Annotated in this window: 14 protein-coding genes; 7 read left to right on the forward strand and 7 right to left on the reverse strand. The window is 60.8% G+C overall.

Annotated elements, in window-relative coordinates; translation table 11 throughout:
* Positions 1 to 668 precede the first annotated feature (668 nt).
* The 7 genes from FJ404_16655 to FJ404_16685 all read left to right on the forward strand — a co-directional run bounded on the left by FJ404_16655 (position 669) and on the right by FJ404_16685 (position 9,166).
* On the forward strand, positions 669 to 1,823 hold the full coding sequence (locus tag FJ404_16655) for a hypothetical protein (GenBank protein MBM3824489.1): 1,155 nt from the start codon (positions 669 to 671) through the stop codon (positions 1,821 to 1,823).
* Positions 1,824 to 1,825: 2 nt separating this feature from the next.
* On the forward strand, positions 1,826 to 3,049 hold the full coding sequence (locus tag FJ404_16660; protein MBM3824490.1) for a pyrrolo-quinoline quinone: 1,224 nt from the start codon (positions 1,826 to 1,828) through the stop codon (positions 3,047 to 3,049).
* Positions 3,050 to 3,093: 44 nt separating this feature from the next.
* Positions 3,094 to 4,743 (forward strand): hypothetical protein, encoded by a 1,650-nt coding sequence (locus FJ404_16665; protein MBM3824491.1) that lies wholly within the window; start codon positions 3,094 to 3,096, stop codon positions 4,741 to 4,743.
* A 121-nt stretch (positions 4,744 to 4,864) separates the two neighbouring features.
* Positions 4,865 to 6,043 carry a glycosyltransferase family 2 protein gene (locus tag FJ404_16670; GenBank protein MBM3824492.1) on the forward strand — a complete coding sequence of 393 codons (1,179 nt, stop codon included), beginning with the start codon at positions 4,865 to 4,867 and terminating at the stop codon, positions 6,041 to 6,043.
* Positions 6,040 to 6,597 carry a class I SAM-dependent methyltransferase gene (locus tag FJ404_16675; GenBank protein ID MBM3824493.1) on the forward strand — a complete coding sequence of 186 codons (558 nt, stop codon included), beginning with the start codon at positions 6,040 to 6,042 and terminating at the stop codon, positions 6,595 to 6,597. The genes FJ404_16670 and FJ404_16675 overlap by 4 nt, the downstream gene beginning before the upstream one ends.
* Positions 6,594 to 8,189, forward strand: coding sequence for a hypothetical protein (locus tag FJ404_16680; GenBank protein ID MBM3824494.1), 1,596 nt, complete (start codon positions 6,594 to 6,596; stop codon positions 8,187 to 8,189). Before FJ404_16675 ends, FJ404_16680 begins: the two co-directional genes overlap by 4 nt.
* Positions 8,190 to 8,308: 119 nt before the next feature.
* Positions 8,309 to 9,166, forward strand: coding sequence for a hypothetical protein (locus FJ404_16685; GenBank protein MBM3824495.1), 858 nt, complete (start codon positions 8,309 to 8,311; stop codon positions 9,164 to 9,166).
* Between the two features lie 261 nt (positions 9,167 to 9,427).
* Here the strand turns inward: FJ404_16685 and FJ404_16690 are convergent, their stop codons facing one another.
* The 7 genes from FJ404_16690 to FJ404_16720 all read right to left on the reverse strand — a co-directional run bounded on the left by FJ404_16690 (position 9,428) and on the right by FJ404_16720 (position 19,021).
* Positions 9,428 to 12,184 (reverse strand): hypothetical protein, encoded by a 2,757-nt coding sequence (locus FJ404_16690; protein MBM3824496.1) that lies wholly within the window; start codon positions 12,182 to 12,184, stop codon positions 9,428 to 9,430.
* 129 nt (positions 12,185 to 12,313) lie between these two features.
* Entirely contained in the window at positions 12,314 to 13,153 is an 840-nt protein-coding gene (locus FJ404_16695; protein ID MBM3824497.1) for a hypothetical protein, read from the reverse strand.
* Positions 13,154 to 13,212: 59 nt separating this feature from the next.
* Positions 13,213 to 14,103, reverse strand: a complete 891-nt coding sequence (sucD, locus tag FJ404_16700; protein ID MBM3824498.1) for a succinate--CoA ligase subunit alpha — start codon at positions 14,101 to 14,103, stop codon at positions 13,213 to 13,215.
* Positions 14,104 to 14,134: 31 nt separating this feature from the next.
* Complete coding sequence (sucC, locus tag FJ404_16705) at positions 14,135 to 15,340, reverse strand: ADP-forming succinate--CoA ligase subunit beta (GenBank protein MBM3824499.1); 1,206 nt, start codon at positions 15,338 to 15,340, stop codon at positions 14,135 to 14,137.
* Positions 15,341 to 15,380: 40 nt separating this feature from the next.
* Positions 15,381 to 16,514: a citrate synthase gene (locus FJ404_16710; GenBank protein MBM3824500.1), complete on the reverse strand. Its 1,134-nt coding sequence runs from the start codon at positions 16,512 to 16,514 to the stop codon at positions 15,381 to 15,383.
* Positions 16,515 to 16,898: 384 nt separating this feature from the next.
* Positions 16,899 to 17,672, reverse strand: a complete 774-nt coding sequence (gene hisF, locus FJ404_16715; protein ID MBM3824501.1) for an imidazole glycerol phosphate synthase subunit HisF — start codon at positions 17,670 to 17,672, stop codon at positions 16,899 to 16,901.
* 17 nt (positions 17,673 to 17,689) lie between these two features.
* Positions 17,690 to 19,021 (reverse strand): DUF1501 domain-containing protein, encoded by a 1,332-nt coding sequence (locus tag FJ404_16720; GenBank protein ID MBM3824502.1) that lies wholly within the window; start codon positions 19,019 to 19,021, stop codon positions 17,690 to 17,692.
* Positions 19,022 to 19,324 lie beyond the last annotated feature (303 nt).

The following is a 19,324-nucleotide window of genomic DNA, read 5'->3' on the forward strand; positions in this document are numbered from 1 at the left end:
CCGACCAAGGCCGCCAAGCCGTCGAAGGGCAAATAACCAGCGGCTTCCGAACGGCATTCATAAACCAGCGCCCGCAAGGGCGCTGGTTTTTTTTCTGCCGCCCGCATCCAGAGGTTGTCGGTGACCGCGTTGTCTTGGTCACGCAGACAGCCCTGTCTGCTGTGGCGCAGGCTGCCCAGCCTGTGGGGCGACGAAGGAAACTGGGCCGCCTTTTTCATGCACGGGACGCCCGGTGAGGACACCGGGCGTCCAAACACAGAGGCAGGCGCGATGGTGGGCCGCGTGCCCTCACGCGGCACACTGTCGCGGATTCAAGCTCAGGATGAATGATCCGGGCCAGGCGCGTGGAGCGCATGGAAGGGCCTCGTTCTTCACCCGCCGGGCCGACGGGCCGTCGGCGATACGGCAGGCTGGGCAGCCTGCGCCACACCACAACAGCTTCGGGATGCACGGTCTGCCTACCCGTGCATCCCGATGTTGTTGGTAGGGCGGGCCTGTCCCAGCCCGCCGCCCACTCGATGCAAAACATCATGCTCCGGCGGCGCGCCGGGACGGACGCGCCCTACCTGCATCACCGGCAACATCGGGATGCACCGTCTGCCTCCTGGACCGAGCAATCGCGCTTGGACATTCCTCGATCTTGAGCTACAAAACATCCCGTCCTTTCCATGAACACATTTTCCATCTCCCGTCTTGCCCCGCTCCTCGGCGTGGTGCTCTGCGCGGCGAGCCTGACCCTGCAGGCCGCCCCAAGCTTCAAACAGGCCCTGGAGGCGCTCCGAGCCACCGGCCCAGAAGGAGCCGGCCAAGCCCAAGCCGAACAGGCCTGGCGTGTCGTGGCCCAACAGAAACCGGACAAATTGCTCGCCGTCCTCTCCGCCATGAATGGCGCGCACGACCTGGCGTTGAACTGGCTCAGACCCGCCGCGGAAAGCATCGCGGACCGCGCGATCGCTTCGGGTTCCCTTCCCACGGCCGCGCTGGAGAGGTTCTCCACCGATTTCAAGCAGCACTCTCGCGCCCGGCGGCTGGCATGGGAACTCATCGCCCGGGCCGATATGGCCAAGGCGCAATCGATGCTGCCCAAGTATCTCGGCGATCCCGGGGCGGATTTGCGGCGGGAGGCGATCGCGCAAGTCATCCAAGCGGGCGACCAATCCATCAAGAACGGCCAGAAACCGGAGGCCATTGCCCACTATCGCCGGGCACTCACCCACGCCCGGGAGGCGGATCAATTAGAGGACTTGGCCAAGAAGCTCAAGGAACAAGGCGAGACCGTCGCGCTGGCGGCACAGTTCGCCTGGGTGAAAGATTGGAAGGTCGTCGGCCCGTTCAACAATCTGGGCGGGGTTGGATATGACACCCCGTTTGGACCTGAAACTCAAGGGCTCGACCTCCAGGCCTACGAGGGGGCGCAAGGCAAGGTGTCCTGGATCCCCTTTGCCGCAACCGACGATTACGGCACGGTGGATTTCAACAAACCCTTTACGAAACTGAAAGGCGTGGCGGGCTACGCCACCAGCACCCTGGTGAGCACCAAAGCCCAGGACGTGGTGATTCGGCTGGGCAGCCAAAACGCTTGGAAAGTCTGGCTGAATGGGAAACTGCTGTTCGGACGCGACGAATACCATCGCGGTCGCGAGATCGATCAATACCAATTACCGGCGAAATTGAAGAAAGGTGACAACGTGCTCCTCATCAAGGCCTGCCAGAATGAACAGAAAGAAGAATGGACCCAGGAATGGCAGTTCTCGCTTCGTGTCACCACGCCCGCCGGAGAACCCATCCGCTTCGACACCTTCCAACGCGCTCAACTCGATTGAACATGAAAACGAAATCTCTTTTCCTCATCCCCGCCCTGCTGGCGGGTGGATGGCTTCTCCCGGAATCCCTCCAAGCCGGAGACTGGAAGCAGTTTCGAGGACCTTACTCCTCCTCCGTCGCCTCCGACGCCGCGGTGGAACCTCATCTCAACCTCTCCAAAGTGGCCTGGAAAACGAGCCTCCCTGGCCGAGGGCTGGGCAGTCCGATCGTGGTCGGGGACCGGGTCCTTGTCACCGCGTCGAGTGGTCCTCGACAGGAACGACTGCATGTCATGTGCCTGAGGGTTTCGGATGGCGGAAAAATCTGGGAACGTCAGTTTTGGGCCACGGGCCGCACGATGTGCCACGAGAAAACGAGCGTCGCGGCCCCCTCCCCCGTCAGCGACGGAGAACGCGTCTTCGCGCTGTTCTCCTCCAATGATTTATTCGCGCTCGACCTGGATGGCAATCTGCTCTGGGTGCGGGGACTGGGACGTGACTACCCGAACGCCAGCAACAGCCTTGGCATGTCCTCTTCACCCGTGGTCTCCAGCGGGGCCGTGGTGGTGATGATCGAGAACGACAGCGAGTCCTTCTCCGCGGGGATCGATGCGCGAACCGGGAAGAATTTGTGGAAGATGGATCGCCCCAAGCTGGCGAACTGGACCTCCCCCACCCTGTTCAAGACGCCGCAGGGCCGGGAGTTGGTCGCGCTGCAAAGCGGCAAAGGCCTGATCGCGGTCGAGCCTGCCTCAGGAAAGATCGCGTGGAGTTACAAGGAAGGTTCCTCGACCATCCCCTCCAGCACGGCCGTGGACGACACCTTGCTGGTCCCTTCATTCGGCCTCACGGCATTGAAAACTTCTCCGGGAGGAACCGAGGCGGAACAGCTTTGGCGCTCCTCCGCCATGCGGCCCGGCACGGCCAGCCCCGTGGCCATGGGCTCGCGGGTCTACACCTTAAACGACGCGGGGGTCCTCAGTTGCGCCCAGCTTTCGGACGGCAAGCGCCTCTGGCAGCTCCGGCTGAAGGGACCCTTCAGCGCCACACCGGTGGCCTCCGGCAAACACCTTTTCTGCGTCAATGAAAAGGGGGTGTTGCACGTGGTCGACACCACGGCGGCCGAAGGCGCGATCGTATCCGAACTCGAACTGGCGGACGTCATTCTGAGCACCCCTTCCATCGCGCACCGCTCGATCTTCGTGCGCAGTGACGGCGCTCTCTGGAGAATCGGCGACAAATCCTAACCAAACTCCGCGGAGGCCGCTCGCCTCGGCATCCATCGAACCCGATGAAACTCCATTCCGCCATGGTCTTGGCGGCGTTGTGCGGACTCGCCGCCGCCCTCGTGGGAGCGGAGCTCCCCTCCCCCGCGGAAAGAATTCCGCTTTGGCCGGGCCGGCCTCCGGGCGAGTCCTCAGCGCAGGGCCCGGAACGAAAAGTCGAGGGGCGTCCACGCCCGTTCTATCAACTCACGGGCATCACGCAGCCGGTCCTGGAAGTGTTCCCGAGGCCTTCCACATCGGACATTCCCACCGCGGTCTTGGTGTGCCCAGGAGGCGGGCTGCAACGCCTGGCCTACGAGCACGAGGGCCTTGAAGTTGCGGCAAAGTTAAACCAGATGGGACTGACTGCGTTTGTTCTGAAATACCGAGTGCCCGCGCCCATTCGAACCGCCCTGATGGACGCTCAGCGGGCCATGGGATTGATCCGCAAAGACGCAGCCCGGTGGAAGATCGATCCCGATGCGATCGGGATCATGGGTTTCTCAGCAGGAGGAGAAATCGCGGCCTGGCTCATGACCCGGTCCGAACCACGAAGCTATCCACGACAGGATGAAGCCGATGAAACGTCCTCCTTACCCGATTTTTCCGCGCTGATTTACCCCGGGGGACTGCTGGGATCGAAGGGCGCACTCAAATCCGAGCTTTCGGCTGGATTGACACCGAATTTGAATCCCAACTTCGTGGTGCACGCGCTGCGCGACGCCTCGGACAACAGCTTGCAGTGGACCCTCGCGCTCAAACAAGCGGGTGCCCCCGTGGAACTCCACTTGTTTCAAGAGGGCATCCATGGATTCGGCGTGCGCGACGCGGGCCAGCCTGTGTCGGGTTGGTTGTCGCATTTCGAGCGATGGCTCCGTTCACAGGGTCAACTCGATCCCGTGGGTGTGCGAAAACTGGCGCAAAGCTTGATCCAATCCCGATCGGCCGGTGTCCCCGCTCCAGCATTCAAGGAGACCTTGCCTGGAGGATCCTGGGATCAGGCCTACCGGGTCCAATCGCGTGTCGTCCAAGAGCGTGGCCGGCACGCCCCCATTGCGGGTTACAAGGGTGCGGCCGTGACGGCCTCGGCCCAGCAAAGCCTGGGCATCGACCGCCCGCTGACCGGGGTCCTGTTCAAGCCGGGATGGTTGGAGATCGGCGATTCGCGGATCCGGGTGGAGTCGATCCCGAAGGCAGCCTTCGTGGTCGAAACGGAATTAGGCTATGTGCTCGGCACGGATTTGGCGTTCGAGATCCTTCATGAACAACAGGCCCGGGACATGGTCTCCTCGATCGTTCCGGTCATCGAGTTGCCACGATCCGCGCCTCCCGGCATGGCGAGGCCCGGCGGCTACGATTTGGTCGCGGGCAACATCGGTTCCGATCGGTTCATCACGGGCAAACCCTTTCCCATCGCGGGATTCGATCCCAACAGGCTTTCCGTGGTGTTGAGGAAAGACGGAGCCACGCTTCATGAGGCCAACGGCGGGGATGTTCAGGGCGGGCAGTGGAGGAACCTCATGTCGATCCTGAACACATTGGTAAGACAGGGCCACACGCTGAAAGCAGGTCAGATCATTCTCTCCGGCGCCCTGGGAAAAATCCACCCGGGCGAACCCGGCCGATACGAGGCCCTTTACGGCGACCAACATCGCATCGAGTTCGAAGTCCGGTAACGACCTGAATCATCCCCACACTCCCTCCAACCCCGGACATCGCTCGTGCAAATTTCCATCGCCTTGGCGCGCGTCTCCGTTTCGCATGACCCCGGCTCCGAATTCCCAGCTTGATCCCGAAATGGGGCCGGATCAGGCGCCTGTCGAGTTGACCGTCCTCATGCCGTGTCTCAACGAAGTCCGCACGGTTGCCGTGTGTGTTCGAAAAGCCCTCGATTTTCTAAAGCGGCACGGCTTGGAAGGGGAAGTGTTGCTGGCCGACAACGGAAGCACGGACGGCTCCATCGAGTTGGCGAGAGAATCCGGAGCGAGGATTATTCAGGTGGCGTCGCGAGGTTACGGCAGTGCCTTGCTCGCGGGGATCAAGGCGGCCCGAGGGAAGTTCGTCATCATGGGGGATGCGGACGACAGCTACGATTTCAGCGCTCTGGCCCCGTTCCTCGAACGGTTGCGCGACGGAAATACCCTGGTGGTGGGAAACCGTTTTCGTGGCGGCATCGCTCCGGGCGCAATGCCATGGTTGCATCAGTATTTCGGCAACCCCGTGCTCACCGCAATCGGGCGTCTGTTCTTCCGTTCGAAGCTGGGAGATTTCAATTGCGGTCTTCGAGGATTCGAGCGGCGGGCGATTCTCGAACTCGATTTGCAGACGACGGGCATGGAATTCGTCAGCGAAATGATTATCAAGGCGGCCATCATGCACCTGCCGACCTCGGAGGTTCCCACCACCCTTTCCCCGGATGGACGGGGGCGTCCTCCGCATCTGCGGACCTGGAGAGATGGATGGCGGAACTTGCGGTTCATGTTGCTGTTCAGTCCACGCTGGCTTTTTCTCTATCCCGGCATGGCCTTGATGCTCGCAGGTCTCTTAGTGGGAGGCTGGCTTTTGCCCGGTCCCAGGCCGGTGGGCCAGGTCACTTTCGATGTGCACACGCTGCTCTACGCGGCCCTGGCGGTCATCATGGGATTGCAGGCGGTTTGGTTCGCCATTCTGACCAAAGTGTTCGCGGTGGGCGAGCGTCTCATGCCCCCCGATCCTTGGATCTCCCGCTTTCGCAAATATTTTCCCCTGGAACTGGGTTTGTTGGTCGGAGGGTTGCTGGTGGCGGGCGGCTTGGTGGGCTCAATCGCCGCGGTTTATGTCTGGAGCCAGCGCAATTTCGGTGTCCTGGATCCAGGCAAAATGCTTCGGATGATCATCCCCAGCGTGTCCGCCATGGTCATCGGAGGCCAGGTGATCCTCGCCAGTTTCTTCCTCAGCGTTCTAAGTCTCCGCCGTTCGCGCGTGGATCCGGCATGAAACCAGTGGACCGCCTGCTGCGCTCCTGGCGCTGCTATCATGCGGCGGCGCTCCTTCCGCCGGACGCGAAACTCCTCGACATCGGCTGCGGCGACGGATGGTTCCTGCGCCGGCTGGAACGTAAAGGACGACTGGCCTCCGGACTCGGCGTCGATCAGGATCCCGTCTCGCAACCCGGCGGGGAACGGATCGCGTTCCGCCAAGGCTCGCTGCCCGGCTTGGAACTCGGGTCGGCTGAATTTGACGCGATCACGATGATCGCGGTCCTGGAACACTTCCCGGAACAAGTGCTCGAAGACTCCGTACGCTGCTGCCACCGGTGGCTCCGGCCGGGCGGCAAGGTCATTCTGACCGTGCCGTCGCCTCGAGTGGATGACATCCTCCATCTCTTGATCCGCCTGCGGCTGGCGGACGGAACCCACGTGGAGGAACACCACGGCTACGAAGTGGATCGGACGAGGCCGTTGTTCGAATCCGCGGGATTCGTTTGCGAACTTCACAAAACATTCCAGCTCGGACTCAACCACCTGTTCGTGTTTCGGAAGCCGGGATGAACGCGAAAACTCCCCTCGCTTCGAACTGGGAACGCCTGATCCCCTGGGGATTCGGCGTGTTTGCCGTCTGGCTGGCCATCCAGCATCGCGAAACACTGAACACGGACGGCGTGGCCTATTTGCGGCTGGCTTCCTACTGGTCGGAGGGAAAATGGGGACTGGCGATATCGGGATATTGGGGACCCCTGTTGCCGTGGATCATGGCGCTCTTTCTCCGGATCGGGGTCGAGTCCTTGCTGGCGGCGCATTTGGCGATGGCTGTCTCCGCCGCTTTGTTTGCATGGAATGCGCACCAGCTGTTTTTACGATTGAAGATTCCGACCATCGTTCGCATGGGTGCGAACTTCGCGACCGGAATGGCGGCCGCGGTTTGGTCCTCGGCTCAAATCTCGCCGGACTTGCTCGTGGGTTCATGGATCCTGGCCGCATTGGGAGCGATGATGGAGCAGGAGCGAAGCGCCACGACCAAGGGCCTTCTCCGTGTGGCCTTCTATTGGTCGATGGCTTACCACGCGAAGGCCATTGCGCTCCCGCTCGCGTTGGCCACAACGCTGGCGGCATGGCTGGCTCAAAGGCTGCAGCAGCGGGGAGACGGCACCTCCACGCGATCCTGGGCGAAATTGGCCGGGCTCATCTTCCTCTTTTCGGCTCCTTGGATTCTGGTGTTATCGCTGAAGTACGGAACACCGACCTTCTCGACAACCGGCAAAATCGCGCACGCGATCGTTGGGCCGTCCGATCAGGAAAGGTATCATCCGTTTGGTCGTACCCTTCATCAGCCCGAGCCAGGCCGCCTCACGGCATGGGAGGATCCGAGCCGCATGGCCTATCGCTATTGGTCACCCTTTGAGAGCCGGGCCTATTTCGACCATCAACTCGGTTTGCTCTACGAGAATTCACTGACCATTCTCGGTTTGCTTTGGACACTGGATGGGGTGGGTTTCGGGTTGGCCGCGCTGATCGCCTCCCTGGCCTGGTGGCGTTCCAAGGAGCCGTTGCGATTGGCTGCTTCGCCGGTCCTTTATCTCGTGGCACCCGTCATGTTCGCGGCGGCCGCGCATGGCTTCACGTATGTTCAAACGGTGGACCTGCGTTATTTCTTCTTTGCTCAGCCATTACTTCTGGCGCTGTGCCTCGTGGGAATCGAGCGTTGGAATTGGATTCAGTCGAGGCGGCCACTTGGACGCGCGTTGGTGATCGCCTCCTTTCTGGCTGTGCCCGGATCGGAGCTATCCCGCGTGATTTCCCCCGCGCCGGCAACAGCCACTCAGGTTGGCAAAGCCATGGCGGACCGTCTGAAGCAAGCCAACGTCGTTCAACCCATTGCGGGAAGTGCATTCTACCAGGGACAGAGGATTGGACTCTATGTCGCTTACTTCCTCGGAACGACATGGATCGGGGATAGCCCGACTGATCCCGCTCCCCTCGTTGGAAGCGCTTCGTCCACAACTGTTATCATTCATCGAAACTCGCCGTTTTCCGCAGCATTGACCGCATCGGGCTTGTGGCGCTCCTTGGATGAACAACTGTTCACCTCTCCGACAGAAGCTCAAGGGTTTCCGCTTGAGGCATTTGTGCGTTCTCGTCCTTGAGACTGGCACAAAGCGTGCGTCAGGGATTCAGGCGGGGCAAATTCCGCCGATAGAAAGGAAAGAGCGTGCAAACTCGTTTCGGGAGTGTTAATTTGCCTTTAGAAGTCCAAAGGCAATTCGTGTTTTCCGAGGTTGACACACGTTCTCCCGCGGAGGTGGAAAGCCAGGTTCAAGCGATTTACCTGGAGATGTTTCCTCACGGCAACCCCGGTTTCACTTCAACCGCGTTTGCGCTCGCGAAGCGTTGCTTTGAGGGTGAATATCCTGGTTACCAAGCGATCGACGCTCGCTACCACGATTTTGAACACACGCTGCAAGGAACCCTTTGTTTGGCCAGAATCCTCCAAGGCCGGCATCGCGCAGGGGTCGCCCCTGTATCCGACGCCAGGCGTTTCGAACTGTCCATCCTCGCGATTCTGCTCCACGACACGGGATATTTGAAGGTGGTCGGCGACAACGAAGGCACGGGTGCGAAATACACGCTGGTTCACGTCCATCGCAGCGCCGAGTTTGCCAAGAAGTTGTTGCAGGGGCATGGAGTTCCTGCGGCCGACATCACCGAAGTGCAAAACATGATTCGGTGCACCGGCGTGAACGTGGATCTCTCCGGAATTCCATTTGGATCGGAGTTGGAACGTCTTCATGGATTCGCCCTCGGTTCGGCCGACCTGCTCGGGCAAATGGCGGCCAGGGATTACATCGACAAACTTCCCATTCTTTTCTCCGAGTTCGCGGAATCCGCCGCCTACAACGCCGGGAAAATGACCGCTGGGGGAACCTTCGCCAGTGCGGACGATTTGATGCGGAAGACCCCTCTCTTCTGGGAAAAATACGTCCTGCCCAAACTCCAGCGTGATTTCCTCGGCATGTATCGCTTTCTGGCCTTACCCTATCCCGACGGGCCCAACTGCTACGTGGCCAGCATCGAAGCGAACATCGACATGTTGAGACGGAAAATGGCTGAAGTCGCGGGCTGAATTCTCCAGGTTGCGAAGCTGCAGCGGTTGAACCTTCGATCGGCAGTTCAACGTGGTGAACATGGGCAAAGGCCTTTCCCAAGTTTGGATGAATCACCTTTCGGATTCACCTCAACTTTCGGCAGGCCTTTGACGCTCAAGCTCTGGCGCATCTCGACGCGGCTGAATTGCCGTTTCATGCAAAAAACTCCGCCGGGCCGAGGTGCGGAAGGGTGAGTATCTTCAGCATCAGGTGAGTCGGCAGGTTCAAGGAAGCCGAGGCTACGGTCTTCTTAATCGAAAAAACTGGCGCGCGGGGTCCAGCGTAACGCTGACACGATGCATTCCCCCGATGGGAATCCCGCCTGTACCGAGGTTTTGCCAATTCGGATTCACCAGGTCCAAGGCGCTTTCCAACACAAACCCCGTGCTGGTGGATGGCCAGGACAATTCGAACCGGTCCCCGTTCAGACGAAAGGTTAATATGGGAGGGATCACCACGGGTTCCGGGCTGATATTCAACTTGAATAGGGTGGAAGCCGATTGCCCGCCTGGATCCGTCACGGTCACTCGAACTTCGGTGCTCCCACCGCCGCCCCCGGCGGCTTTCACCACAAGGCGCCGTTCAAAACCTGTTCCCTGAAATTCGAGAAATGCCAAAGCCGGCTGGGACACCACTCCAGCCACCTGAAGTTCGTCGAATGGACTTTCTTGATCGGCCACGTAGAACACGATGGGAGCGCTTGTCTTGCCGGCTTCCAAACGCAACTCGGGGAAAGAAGTCAGTTCCGGCGGAGTGTTGAATCCTTGGAAGGTGGCGCGGAAGGACGCGGTCGAGATTCCCCCGGCCGGATCCTCGGCTTTCACAACGACCGTCACCGTCCCGCTCGCCTGCGGCATGGGCTGGGCGCGCAGCAGCCATCCACCGTCCACGAATTCGAACGTAATCGCCGAAGAGGGCAGCAGACTTGTGAAATCGCTGGTCGCGGAAAACTTCAACAACGCCAGGTCGTGATCGGCGTCCTGCACGTTCAACCGAAAGACAAGAGCCTGGCCGGACCCGCTGAATTTCTCGGAGATCGGCCCCAACCGCGGTGGCAAATTCGGAGGAGGCGCTGTCGGACTCACCAGGAGTTCGAAGGAATCCGTCGATTCCTGTGCGCTCGAATCACGCACCCGGATGGTCACCGTGGCCCGCCCCGACAAACCTCTCGCGGGCGTGATCGTCAATGATCTCGAGCTGCCCGCGCCGCCAAGCACCAAGCCGGAAGGTGGCACCAGCACGGAATCGGTGGAAGTGACGGTGACCAGAAGATCCGATGCGGGTGTTTCACGATCAGACACCGTGAAATCAAGCCGCACGGATTGATTTTGGACCAGCGACTGGTTGCCCGTGTCGGAGATCACTGGAAACGCGTTGGGTGAGCTGACCACCACGAGGAAGTTGACGCTGGCCACCCCGCCGTCCGGATCCAGCAAGGCCAGGGTGATAGTCGAGAATCCGCTTTGTCCCGGGAGCGGGCGCACGACCATTTTGCGTTGAGAACCGGTGCCCGTGAATTGAACCCGTCCATCGGGCACCACCGCCGGGTTGCTTGAAGTGGCGAAAAGCAGGAGGTTCGCGACCTCGGTCTCGACATCGCTCAAGGTCAACGTGATCTCGTCGCTCACCCCGTCCATCGCGATGGGAAGATTCGGTACCGCACTGAGACTCGGGGCGTCGTTCACCGGTGCCACATCCACCCGGAAGGTTCGCTCGACAAAAAAGCCGTCCTTGTCCTGCAATTTTATCGTGATGTTTGCGCCACCAACAGGCCCCGTCCCGAATTGGTTGGTTCGAGGCGAGAGGGTTAGGGATCGTGTTGCGCCCGACCCGCCAAGCCTCACTCCCTCGTCCGCAAACAAGTTCGTATTCGAGTGTTTGACCGACAGGATCAAATCCGCCGCCGCCGTGGTGTCGTCCGAAAGATTCAAACTGAGGTTCAGGACGGTATCCTCGTTCATGGTGACAGGGGATGCCGGTACTCCTCCGAGGACGGGCGTCACGGGCGAAACGCAGGATTGAAGTTCGCTTGTCGTCAGTTCCAGAGCCCAGCCTCCGGTCACCGATCCGCCATCCACGGTAATGGAGTCGGAGACAAACAAACTCCAAGTGCCTGGCGCCGATTTGCCATGAAGCGTGGTTAAATCCTGACTGTAAGGCGGCCCCGGCGCGGGAGCGAGCAAGGGCAGAGCGGACGGGGCGGCGGACGGACGGTAACTCCCGGAAACGAGTGGTCCAGCGGCCGCGATCGAGGCAGTGGCGCCGGCATCGAAAGTCAGAGCGACGCCACTCGCGGAGACATCCCCTCCCACCCCGTTCATGAGGATGATCTTGTCCCCTAGCGGCGAAACCAGCAGCGCCTGGAGATCGTGGGGCCGCGAGTGGGCAACGCCGAAAAGCCTCACTTTAACTCCGCTCACGGTCCCGGCAAACGTTGGCGGGACCGTCACCGTAGAGGGAAAAACGGAACCCTGCCCAATCGAAGGCACGAGGATGGCCGTGGCATTGGCAAAAGACGAAGTGGTGGTAACGTCCTTCCCGAGCCGAATCTCGAATGGCAAGATCTCGGTCCCAACCGCGCCTACGACCACCTGGACAGAAGGCTTTACGACATCGCCGGGAGAACCGATTGGGAGGAAAGACAGGTCCGCCTCGAAACGGTCACCCGGGGCGACGGGTCCGGCGATAAACCTCGCTCCGAACGATCCTGTCACACCGTTGGTATTCAGAACAAAGATCGAAAGGGAAACGAGTGGTGTGGAGGATTGATTGGTGAAGGCGAAGCGCATTTCCACGAACTCGCCAGGATCCACAGCGCCATTGCCGCCGGAAGTCCCGGCGGCCACCAGTGCGTTGCCGGGCACACCGCAGCTTTCGCGCACCAATACCACCGGGTTCGAGGAAGCCGCCCCAACCAGAGCGGCGCGCAGATCTGAGTTCGCTCCGAATCCCACAGACGCGAGGATCAACAAGCTGGCCAATCGGGAGGTATTCACAGGAAGAACGACGTTGTCAGGTTGATTGGAACCGTTTCGGGTCAGCCTAGCACAACCCCGAGGAAGTAGCCAGTCCGCCTTCGGAAAATCAATCGCGGGTGGTGAGACCGAAGTCTGCCGGATCCCCGACTAGAACTTGGAAGAGTAGAGACGGAGCAGGGCCTCCGTTCCGAAGTGGTCCATCATGCCGCAGGCCACCAGGGCGAGAACCGGGGCGAGATCGACCCGCGCGATGGCGAGAGGGATGAAACGGACCGGTTCGAGTACGCGCCGGGCGGTGGCATTCACGTAGTTCCAAAAATCGTGATTGCCCAAATAGACGTAGCTGTTCACGAGGTGGAGGCCAAAAACCCACGCCAACGGCATGGCCCAAGCCAGATAGACGGACAAGGCGAGGGCCCCGCCCTGGCGCCACACTTGAGCTGACGGACGTATCTCGGGCACCAAACCCAGGGCGGCCATCGGAGTTTGCAATCCTGCCCACAGGCAGAGCACGGAAAGGGGAACGCCGAAAATCAACAACCAGGAAGGTAGCCTCACCAAGGGACCAAGATGCAACCTCACGAATCTTTGATACGTGACCGTGTCGGGCAGCTTCCGGTGCACGGCGGCAAGAAAGATTACACACCAGTAAAAAACGCCTGCGATTTTAAGGAAGGCGAGGGTCGAGTAAAGATACACCTTGCCGAGCTCTTGAACGCGGAAAGAAAAACGGACCACGCCCAGATCCAACACCGGCACCCATTGGTAGGCATCGCCCAGCCGTTGATAAAAGATGGGGCGAACCAAAAGGAGAAGGATCAACCCGGCGAGATAAACCCATGTCTTTTCCTGCCGCACCTCGATGCGCTTCAAAGTGGACAGCAACGAACCCGAGCCCGCGCGAATTGTCGGCGAAAGGTCAATGGACCGCCAATTGAGCCAGAGAAGGAGTGCGACGCAGTTCAAGATGACGTCGAGCAAACTCATGGTGAGTCGGGGCGCGGTGGATCCCCTGGGTCGATGAAGCGAGAGCCCGTTGAAATGCCCTACATCATGCGCAACAACGTGTCAGCCATCTCGCTTGGAGTCGCGGCGACCCCAATGCCGGCGGCTCGAAAGGCCTCGATTTTGGCAGCGGCAGTTCCTTTGCCCCCGCTGACAATGGCGCCCGCGTGTCCCATCCGCCGTCCCGGAGGAGCCGTCGCTCCGGCGATGAACCCTGCCACCGGTTTGGTGCCGTGACGGCGGATCCACTCCGCCGCGTCTTCCTCGCCATTCCCGCCGATTTCCCCAATCATGATGATCCCATGCGTGTCGGGATCCTTCATGAAAAGCTGAAGGACATCCAGGTGACTGGTCCCATTCACGGGATCTCCTCCGATGCCCACGCAGGTGGACTGCCCGACGCCGCGGCTGGTCAATTGCCAAACCGCCTCATAAGTCAACGTGCCACTGCGGGAAACCACGCCGATATTCCCCTGCTTATGAATGTAGCCGGGAGCGATACCGATCCGGCAGCCTCCGTGCGAATCTTTCCCTGGACCGGGACTGACCACGCCTGGACAGTTCGGCCCCACCAATCGAGTGCGGGATCCTTGCATCGCGCGTTTCACCCGAATCATGTCCATCACCGGAATTCCCTCCGTGATGCACACGACCACATCGAGTCCGGCGTCGATTCCTTCCAGGATCGCGTCCGCCGCGAAGGGTGGCGGGACGAAAATGGCCGAGGCGGTCGCGCCCGTGGCTTGGACCGCCTGGGAGACGGTGTCGAAGATGGGGACCTTGTTCTCGAAAAGTTGTCCTCCCTTGCCCGGAGTGACTCCAGCCACGACCCGGGTTCCGTAAGCCAGCGAAAGCTGGGCGTGGCGGGCGCCAAATGCACCGGTGATGCCCTGGATCAAGATCTTGGTGTCGGGTTGAATCAGAATGGCCATGGGAGAAAGCGTGAAGAGTGAGAGCTCGAATTCAAGCGCGAACGGCGGCGACGACTTTACGGGCGGCGTCGGCCATCGTGTCGCCGGAGATGATGGTCAGGCCAGATTCCGCAAGGGTCTGTTTGCCGGCCGCGACATTGTTGCCTTCCAAACGAACGACGAGCGGCAGTTTCAAACCGGTCTCGCGGACGGCCGCGACGATCCCGGTGGCAATGACATTGCAGTCCATGATGCCTCCGAAGATATTCACAAAAATGGCCTGCACATGCGGATCCTGCAGGATGATCTTGAAGGCGGCGGTCACTTGCTCCTTGCTGGCGCCTCCTCCGACGTCGAGAAAATTCGCGGGGGAACCGCCGAAATGCTGGATGATGTCCATGGTCGCCATGGCCAGACCGGCTCCATTCACCAAACACGCGATGGAGCCGTCGAGTTTGATGTAGTTGAGCTGATGCTTGCTCGCTTCGATTTCGAGCGGCGCCTCCTCGTTCAAATCGCGCATGGCGACGATCTCCGGGTGCCGGAAAAGAGCGTTGTCGTCGATCGAGATTTTGGCGTCCACCGCCACCATGTTTTCCGCCCCCGCGGCATCGCGCACGATGCACAGGGGATTGATCTCGACCATGGAGGCGTCGCATTCCCACCAAGTGCGGTAAACGTTGCCAATGAGTTTGGCGGCAGCACTCGCCAGAGCGCCCTGCAAGCCCAATCCGGCGGCAATCTTGCGCGCCTGGTAGGGTTGAATCCCGACGGCGGGATCGACCCACTCTTTGAGAATCTTCTCCGGAGTCTTGACCGCGACCTCCTCGATCTCCACACCGCCCTCCGTGCTGGCCATGATCAATGGACGGGAGTTGTTCCGATCGAGCAGCACGGCGAGATAAAACTCCTTCACGATCGTCTCCGCGGCCGCCACGAGCAACGTCTGGACCTTCCGTCCGTCCGGTCCGGTTTGCTTCGTGACGAGCACTTGGCCGAGCATGGACTTGGCCAGTTCGACGACTTCCTCCTTGGACTTGGCGAGTTTGACTCCGCCTTTGCAGCCGGACTTGAAAATCCCTTTGCCGCGTCCGCCGGCATGGATCTGGGACTTGACCACGGCTAGCGACTGGCCGGAGCCGAAGATTTTGTCGGCGGCGGCTTCGGCTTCGGAGATCGTCACACACGGCTGGCCGAGGGGCACAGTGACTCCGCGCTGGGCGAGCAATTGTTTGGCTTGGTATTCGTGCAGATTCATGGAACGGAAGGGGAAGGAGTGAGGGGTCCCGTGCGATCGATCAGCGTTGTTCGATGGGCGTCACTTTCAGTCCCACGGGGCCGTTGTAATTGCTCTGGGGACGAATGAGCCGGTTGTCGGCGAGCTGCTCCAGCACGTGGGCGGTCCAGCCGCTCGTTCGGGCGATGGCGAAGATGGGAGTGAAGAGGTCGGTCGGAATGCCGAGGGAGTAATAGACCGTGGCGGAATAGAAATCGACATTCGCGTGCAGGTTCTTGCGCGAGAGCATGAGCTCGGCGATGCGCTCGCTCATCTGGATCCACTTCGACTCGCCCAGGCTTTCGCTGAGTTTTTGGGCCATGCGTTTGAGATGAGGCGCCCGGGGGTCGAGGACTTTGTAAATGCGATGACCGATGCCCATAATCTTCTTCTTCTGGGCCAGGGCTTCCTCAATGTAGGCGTCCACCTGCTCCAGGGATCCGATTTCCTGGAGCATTTTGATGACCCCTTCGTTTGCGCCACCGTGCAGCGGGCCTTTGAGGGTCCCAATCGCGGTGGTCACCGCGGAATACATGTCGCTCAGGGTGGCGATGGTGACGCGGGCGCTGAAGGTGGAGGCGTTCATGCCGTGATCTGCGTGCAGCACGTAGCACATGTCCATCGTGTTTTCCTGATCGCGGGAGGGCGCGTGCCCGGTGATCATGGAGAGAAAGTTGGCGGCCTCGCCCAAGGCGGGATTGGGATGAACGAGCGGCAGTCCCTGGCGATGGCGATGGAAATAGGCGGTGACCACCGGAATTTGGGCGATCAGGCGGAGGGCTTTGCGGCGTTGCGAGTGTTGGGAATCATCGTCGCAAGTGGTGTCGAAGCAGCCGAGCGCCGAGATGAGGGTGCGCACGGCGTGCATCGGCGGCGTGTCCTTCGGCAGGGTTTGCACGATCTCGATGACCCCCTGGGGCAGTTCGCGAAATCCAGCCAGCGTCGCCTTGAGCTCCTCGAGTTCCCGGCGGTTGGGGAGATGATTGTGGTGCAGCAAGTGAACCACCTCCTCGTAGGAAACCTGGCCCGCCAGCTCGTTGATGTTGTAGCCGCAATAAATCAGTTCGCCGATGTCGCCTCGGACGTCGCTGAGCCGGGTGTTGGCGGCAACGACACCTTCGAGGCCTCGGGGAGTGGCGGGGGGCGTGGAACTCATGGGAGCATGAATGGAGAATTCGCGGTTATTCGCACGGCAAATGTAGTTTTGCGTGTTTTGACGCGTCAACGGTTTTCCCCCCCCCTCAGGGCCGCCCGACGCGTGTATAAGCAGGCACCAAGGATGCATTAGCTCCTGTAACCCGTGTCCTTGGGACCAGCATGCGCAACGGAAAGGGGATGGCTGGGTCATATTGAAGGCAGCATGCGACCGACCCCACCCGCGGCCGGAATCACCTCCCCCTCCGCAAAGCTGCGTTGAAGGCAAGTTGGCCATCATCGCAGGCGCCGGCTCTTCCTCGGGCCTTCGAAGGCGGAGAGGCGCACCGAGTGGGATACGAATGACTTCCCGATCCAACGAGGCACGAGGCTCTGGCCACTGCCCCTACAAACGCACCGGAATGCCGGCCGCAGCCAGCGCCTTCTTCACGTCCGCCACCGTGTAGGTGCCGAAGTGGAAGATGCTCGCGGCCAGCACGGCGTCCGCCTTCCCTTGCAACAACACCTCGGACATGTGCTCCAGCTTGCCCGCGCCGCCGCTCGCCACCACAGGCACACCGACCGACTCGCTCACAAGACGCGTAATCTCCAAATCGTAACCCGCCTTGGTGCCGTCCGCATCAATGCTGTTGAGAACGATCTCACCCGCCCCGAGGGAAACCGCACGGCACGCCCATTCCCGGACTTCCATGCCCGTGCTCTTGCGTCCGCCATGAACGAACACTTCCCAATTCCCGGGTCCGACTCTCTTGGCATCGATCGAGACCACAATGCATTGACTTCCAAATTTCTCCGCGCCTTCGCGGATCAAGTCGGGATTGGAAACCGCCGAGGAATTGATGCTCACCTTGTCCGCCCCCGCCTTCAACATGGCCCTCATGTCGTCCAAAGTGCGAATGCCACCGCCCACGGTCAGGGGCATAAAACAACGGTCCGCCGTGCGTTCGATCACCTGCACCATGGACGCGCGTCCGTGCGCACTGGCCGTAATGTCGAAAAAGACCATCTCATCCGCGCCTTGGTCGTTGTAACGCACCGCCAATTCCACCGGGTCGCCCACATTCCGAAGTTCCCCGGCCTCCGCCTTGCCAAATTGCACCCCACGGGTCACGCGGCCATCATGGACGTCCAGGCAGGGAATCACGCGTTTCGCAAGCATCGAATCCAATTCTCTTTTCACACCAGCCGTTCATTCAGAACCTCCGGCACCACGCGGCCGTGGACGTCCGTCAGCCGGAAATCCCTTCCGGCATAGCGATAGGTAAACCGCTCGTGATCGAAGCCCAGGCAATGCAGGAGCGTGGCGTGTAAATCATGGACATGCACCACGTTGTCCACCGCCTTGAATCCGAATTCATCCGTGGCGCCGCACACCGTTCCTCCGCGAATGCCGCCTCCCGCCAGGACCACCGAGAAGCCATAGGGATTATGATCCCGTCCGTAAGTTTGATCCCCGGAGGGCTTGAGTTCCACCGTCGGGGTGCGACCGAATTCTCCGCCCACCAAGATCAACGTGTCCTCGAAAAGTCCCAGTGTTTTCAAATCGTGAATCAACGCCGCGATGGGACGGTCAATGTCCCGCGCCAGCCGTCGGTGGGCGTCCTCGATTTTGTCGTGGCTGTCCCAGGGCTGGCCCGCGCCATGCCACAACTGCACCACGCGCACACCCCGCTCCAACAACCGCCGGGCCATCAGGGTTTGCCGTCCATGAACGGTGTCCCCGTAAAGCTCACGCGCGGCCTTGGACTCCCGGCTGAGATCAAAGGCATCCATGGCCTCCGCCTGCATCCGGTAGGCCAGCTCGAAAGAATGAATTCGGGCCTCCAAGCGGGCATTGGACGCCCGGCCGCGGCGCTGGTGTTCGCGGTTGAAATACTGCAGCAGGTCGAGCTGCCGGCGCTGAGCCTCGGCCGTCACGTAGTGATTGCGAACGTGCTCAATCAGTTTCTCCACCTCGGTATGCTTCGGATCGATAAACGTGCCTTGAAACACACCCGGCAAAAATCCGCTCTGCCAATTCTCGGCTTCCTTGATCGGATACCCCCCGGGGCACATCGCGATAAAGGCCGGCAAGTTCTGATTCTCCGTTCCCAATCCGTACGTCACCCACGAACCGAAGCTCGGACGGCTCTGCACGGCATCCCCGCAATTCATGAGCATCAAGGACGGCTCGTGATTGGGCACGTCCGCCTGCATGGAGCGGATCACCGCCAGGTCATCCGCATGCCGGGCCAGGTACGGAAACAACTCGCTGACATCCAGTCCACTGGCGCCATGCCTGGAAAACTTGAACGGACTCGGAAACGCCGCGCCTGTCTTCCGCTCGGTGCGCAGGTTTTCCGTTGGCAAGGGCTTGCCCGCGTATCGCTCCAACATCGGCTTGGGATCAAAAGAATCCACATGCGACGCGCCGCCGTTGAGAAAGAAATGAATCACCCGCTTGGCCGCGGGGCGGATATGGGGAGGACGAGGCTGCAGGGGGTTCGGCGCGCTGACGGTTTCCGCCATCAACTGGGAAAGCCCCAGCCAGCCCACGCCCAGACCGGCGCGGCGAAGAAACTCCCGCCGCGGCACACCAGACTCCACGCCTTCGTTGAATTCGCCGCCCGTCACACCGCGAAATCTGCTCCCTCGTGGCACAAAACGCGAGCCTTGCTTTGCATGTCCAGCGGCTCCCCGTGCACCCCGATGTTGTTGGTAGGGCGGGCCTGTCCCAGCCCGCCGCCCACGGGATGCAAAACATCATGCTCCGGCGGCGCGCCGGGACGGACGCGCCCTACCTGCATCCCCGGCAACTTCGGGATGCACCGA

This window comes from Verrucomicrobiota bacterium (assembly GCA_016871495.1).
Lineage (GTDB): Bacteria > Verrucomicrobiota > Verrucomicrobiia > Limisphaerales > VHDF01 > VHDF01.

Coding starts and splice junctions, on each gene's coding strand:
- FJ404_16655 (MBM3824489.1), top strand. CDS start 669: ATGAACACATTTTCCATCTCCCGTCTTGCCCCGCTCCTCGGCGTGGTG.
- FJ404_16660 (MBM3824490.1), top strand. CDS start 1,826: ATGAAAACGAAATCTCTTTTCCTCATCCCCGCCCTGCTGGCGGGTGGA.
- FJ404_16665 (MBM3824491.1), top strand. CDS start 3,094: ATGAAACTCCATTCCGCCATGGTCTTGGCGGCGTTGTGCGGACTCGCC.
- FJ404_16670 (MBM3824492.1), top strand. CDS start 4,865: ATGGGGCCGGATCAGGCGCCTGTCGAGTTGACCGTCCTCATGCCGTGT.
- FJ404_16675 (MBM3824493.1), top strand. CDS start 6,040: ATGAAACCAGTGGACCGCCTGCTGCGCTCCTGGCGCTGCTATCATGCG.
- FJ404_16680 (MBM3824494.1), top strand. CDS start 6,594: ATGAACGCGAAAACTCCCCTCGCTTCGAACTGGGAACGCCTGATCCCC.
- FJ404_16695 (MBM3824497.1), bottom strand. CDS start 13,153: ATGAGTTTGCTCGACGTCATCTTGAACTGCGTCGCACTCCTTCTCTGG.
- sucD (MBM3824498.1), bottom strand. CDS start 14,103: ATGGCCATTCTGATTCAACCCGACACCAAGATCTTGATCCAGGGCATC.
- sucC (MBM3824499.1), bottom strand. CDS start 15,340: ATGAATCTGCACGAATACCAAGCCAAACAATTGCTCGCCCAGCGCGGA.
- FJ404_16710 (MBM3824500.1), bottom strand. CDS start 16,514: ATGAGTTCCACGCCCCCCGCCACTCCCCGAGGCCTCGAAGGTGTCGTT.
- hisF (MBM3824501.1), bottom strand. CDS start 17,672: ATGCTTGCGAAACGCGTGATTCCCTGCCTGGACGTCCATGATGGCCGC.
- FJ404_16720 (MBM3824502.1), bottom strand. CDS start 19,021: ATGGCGGAAACCGTCAGCGCGCCGAACCCCCTGCAGCCTCGTCCTCCC.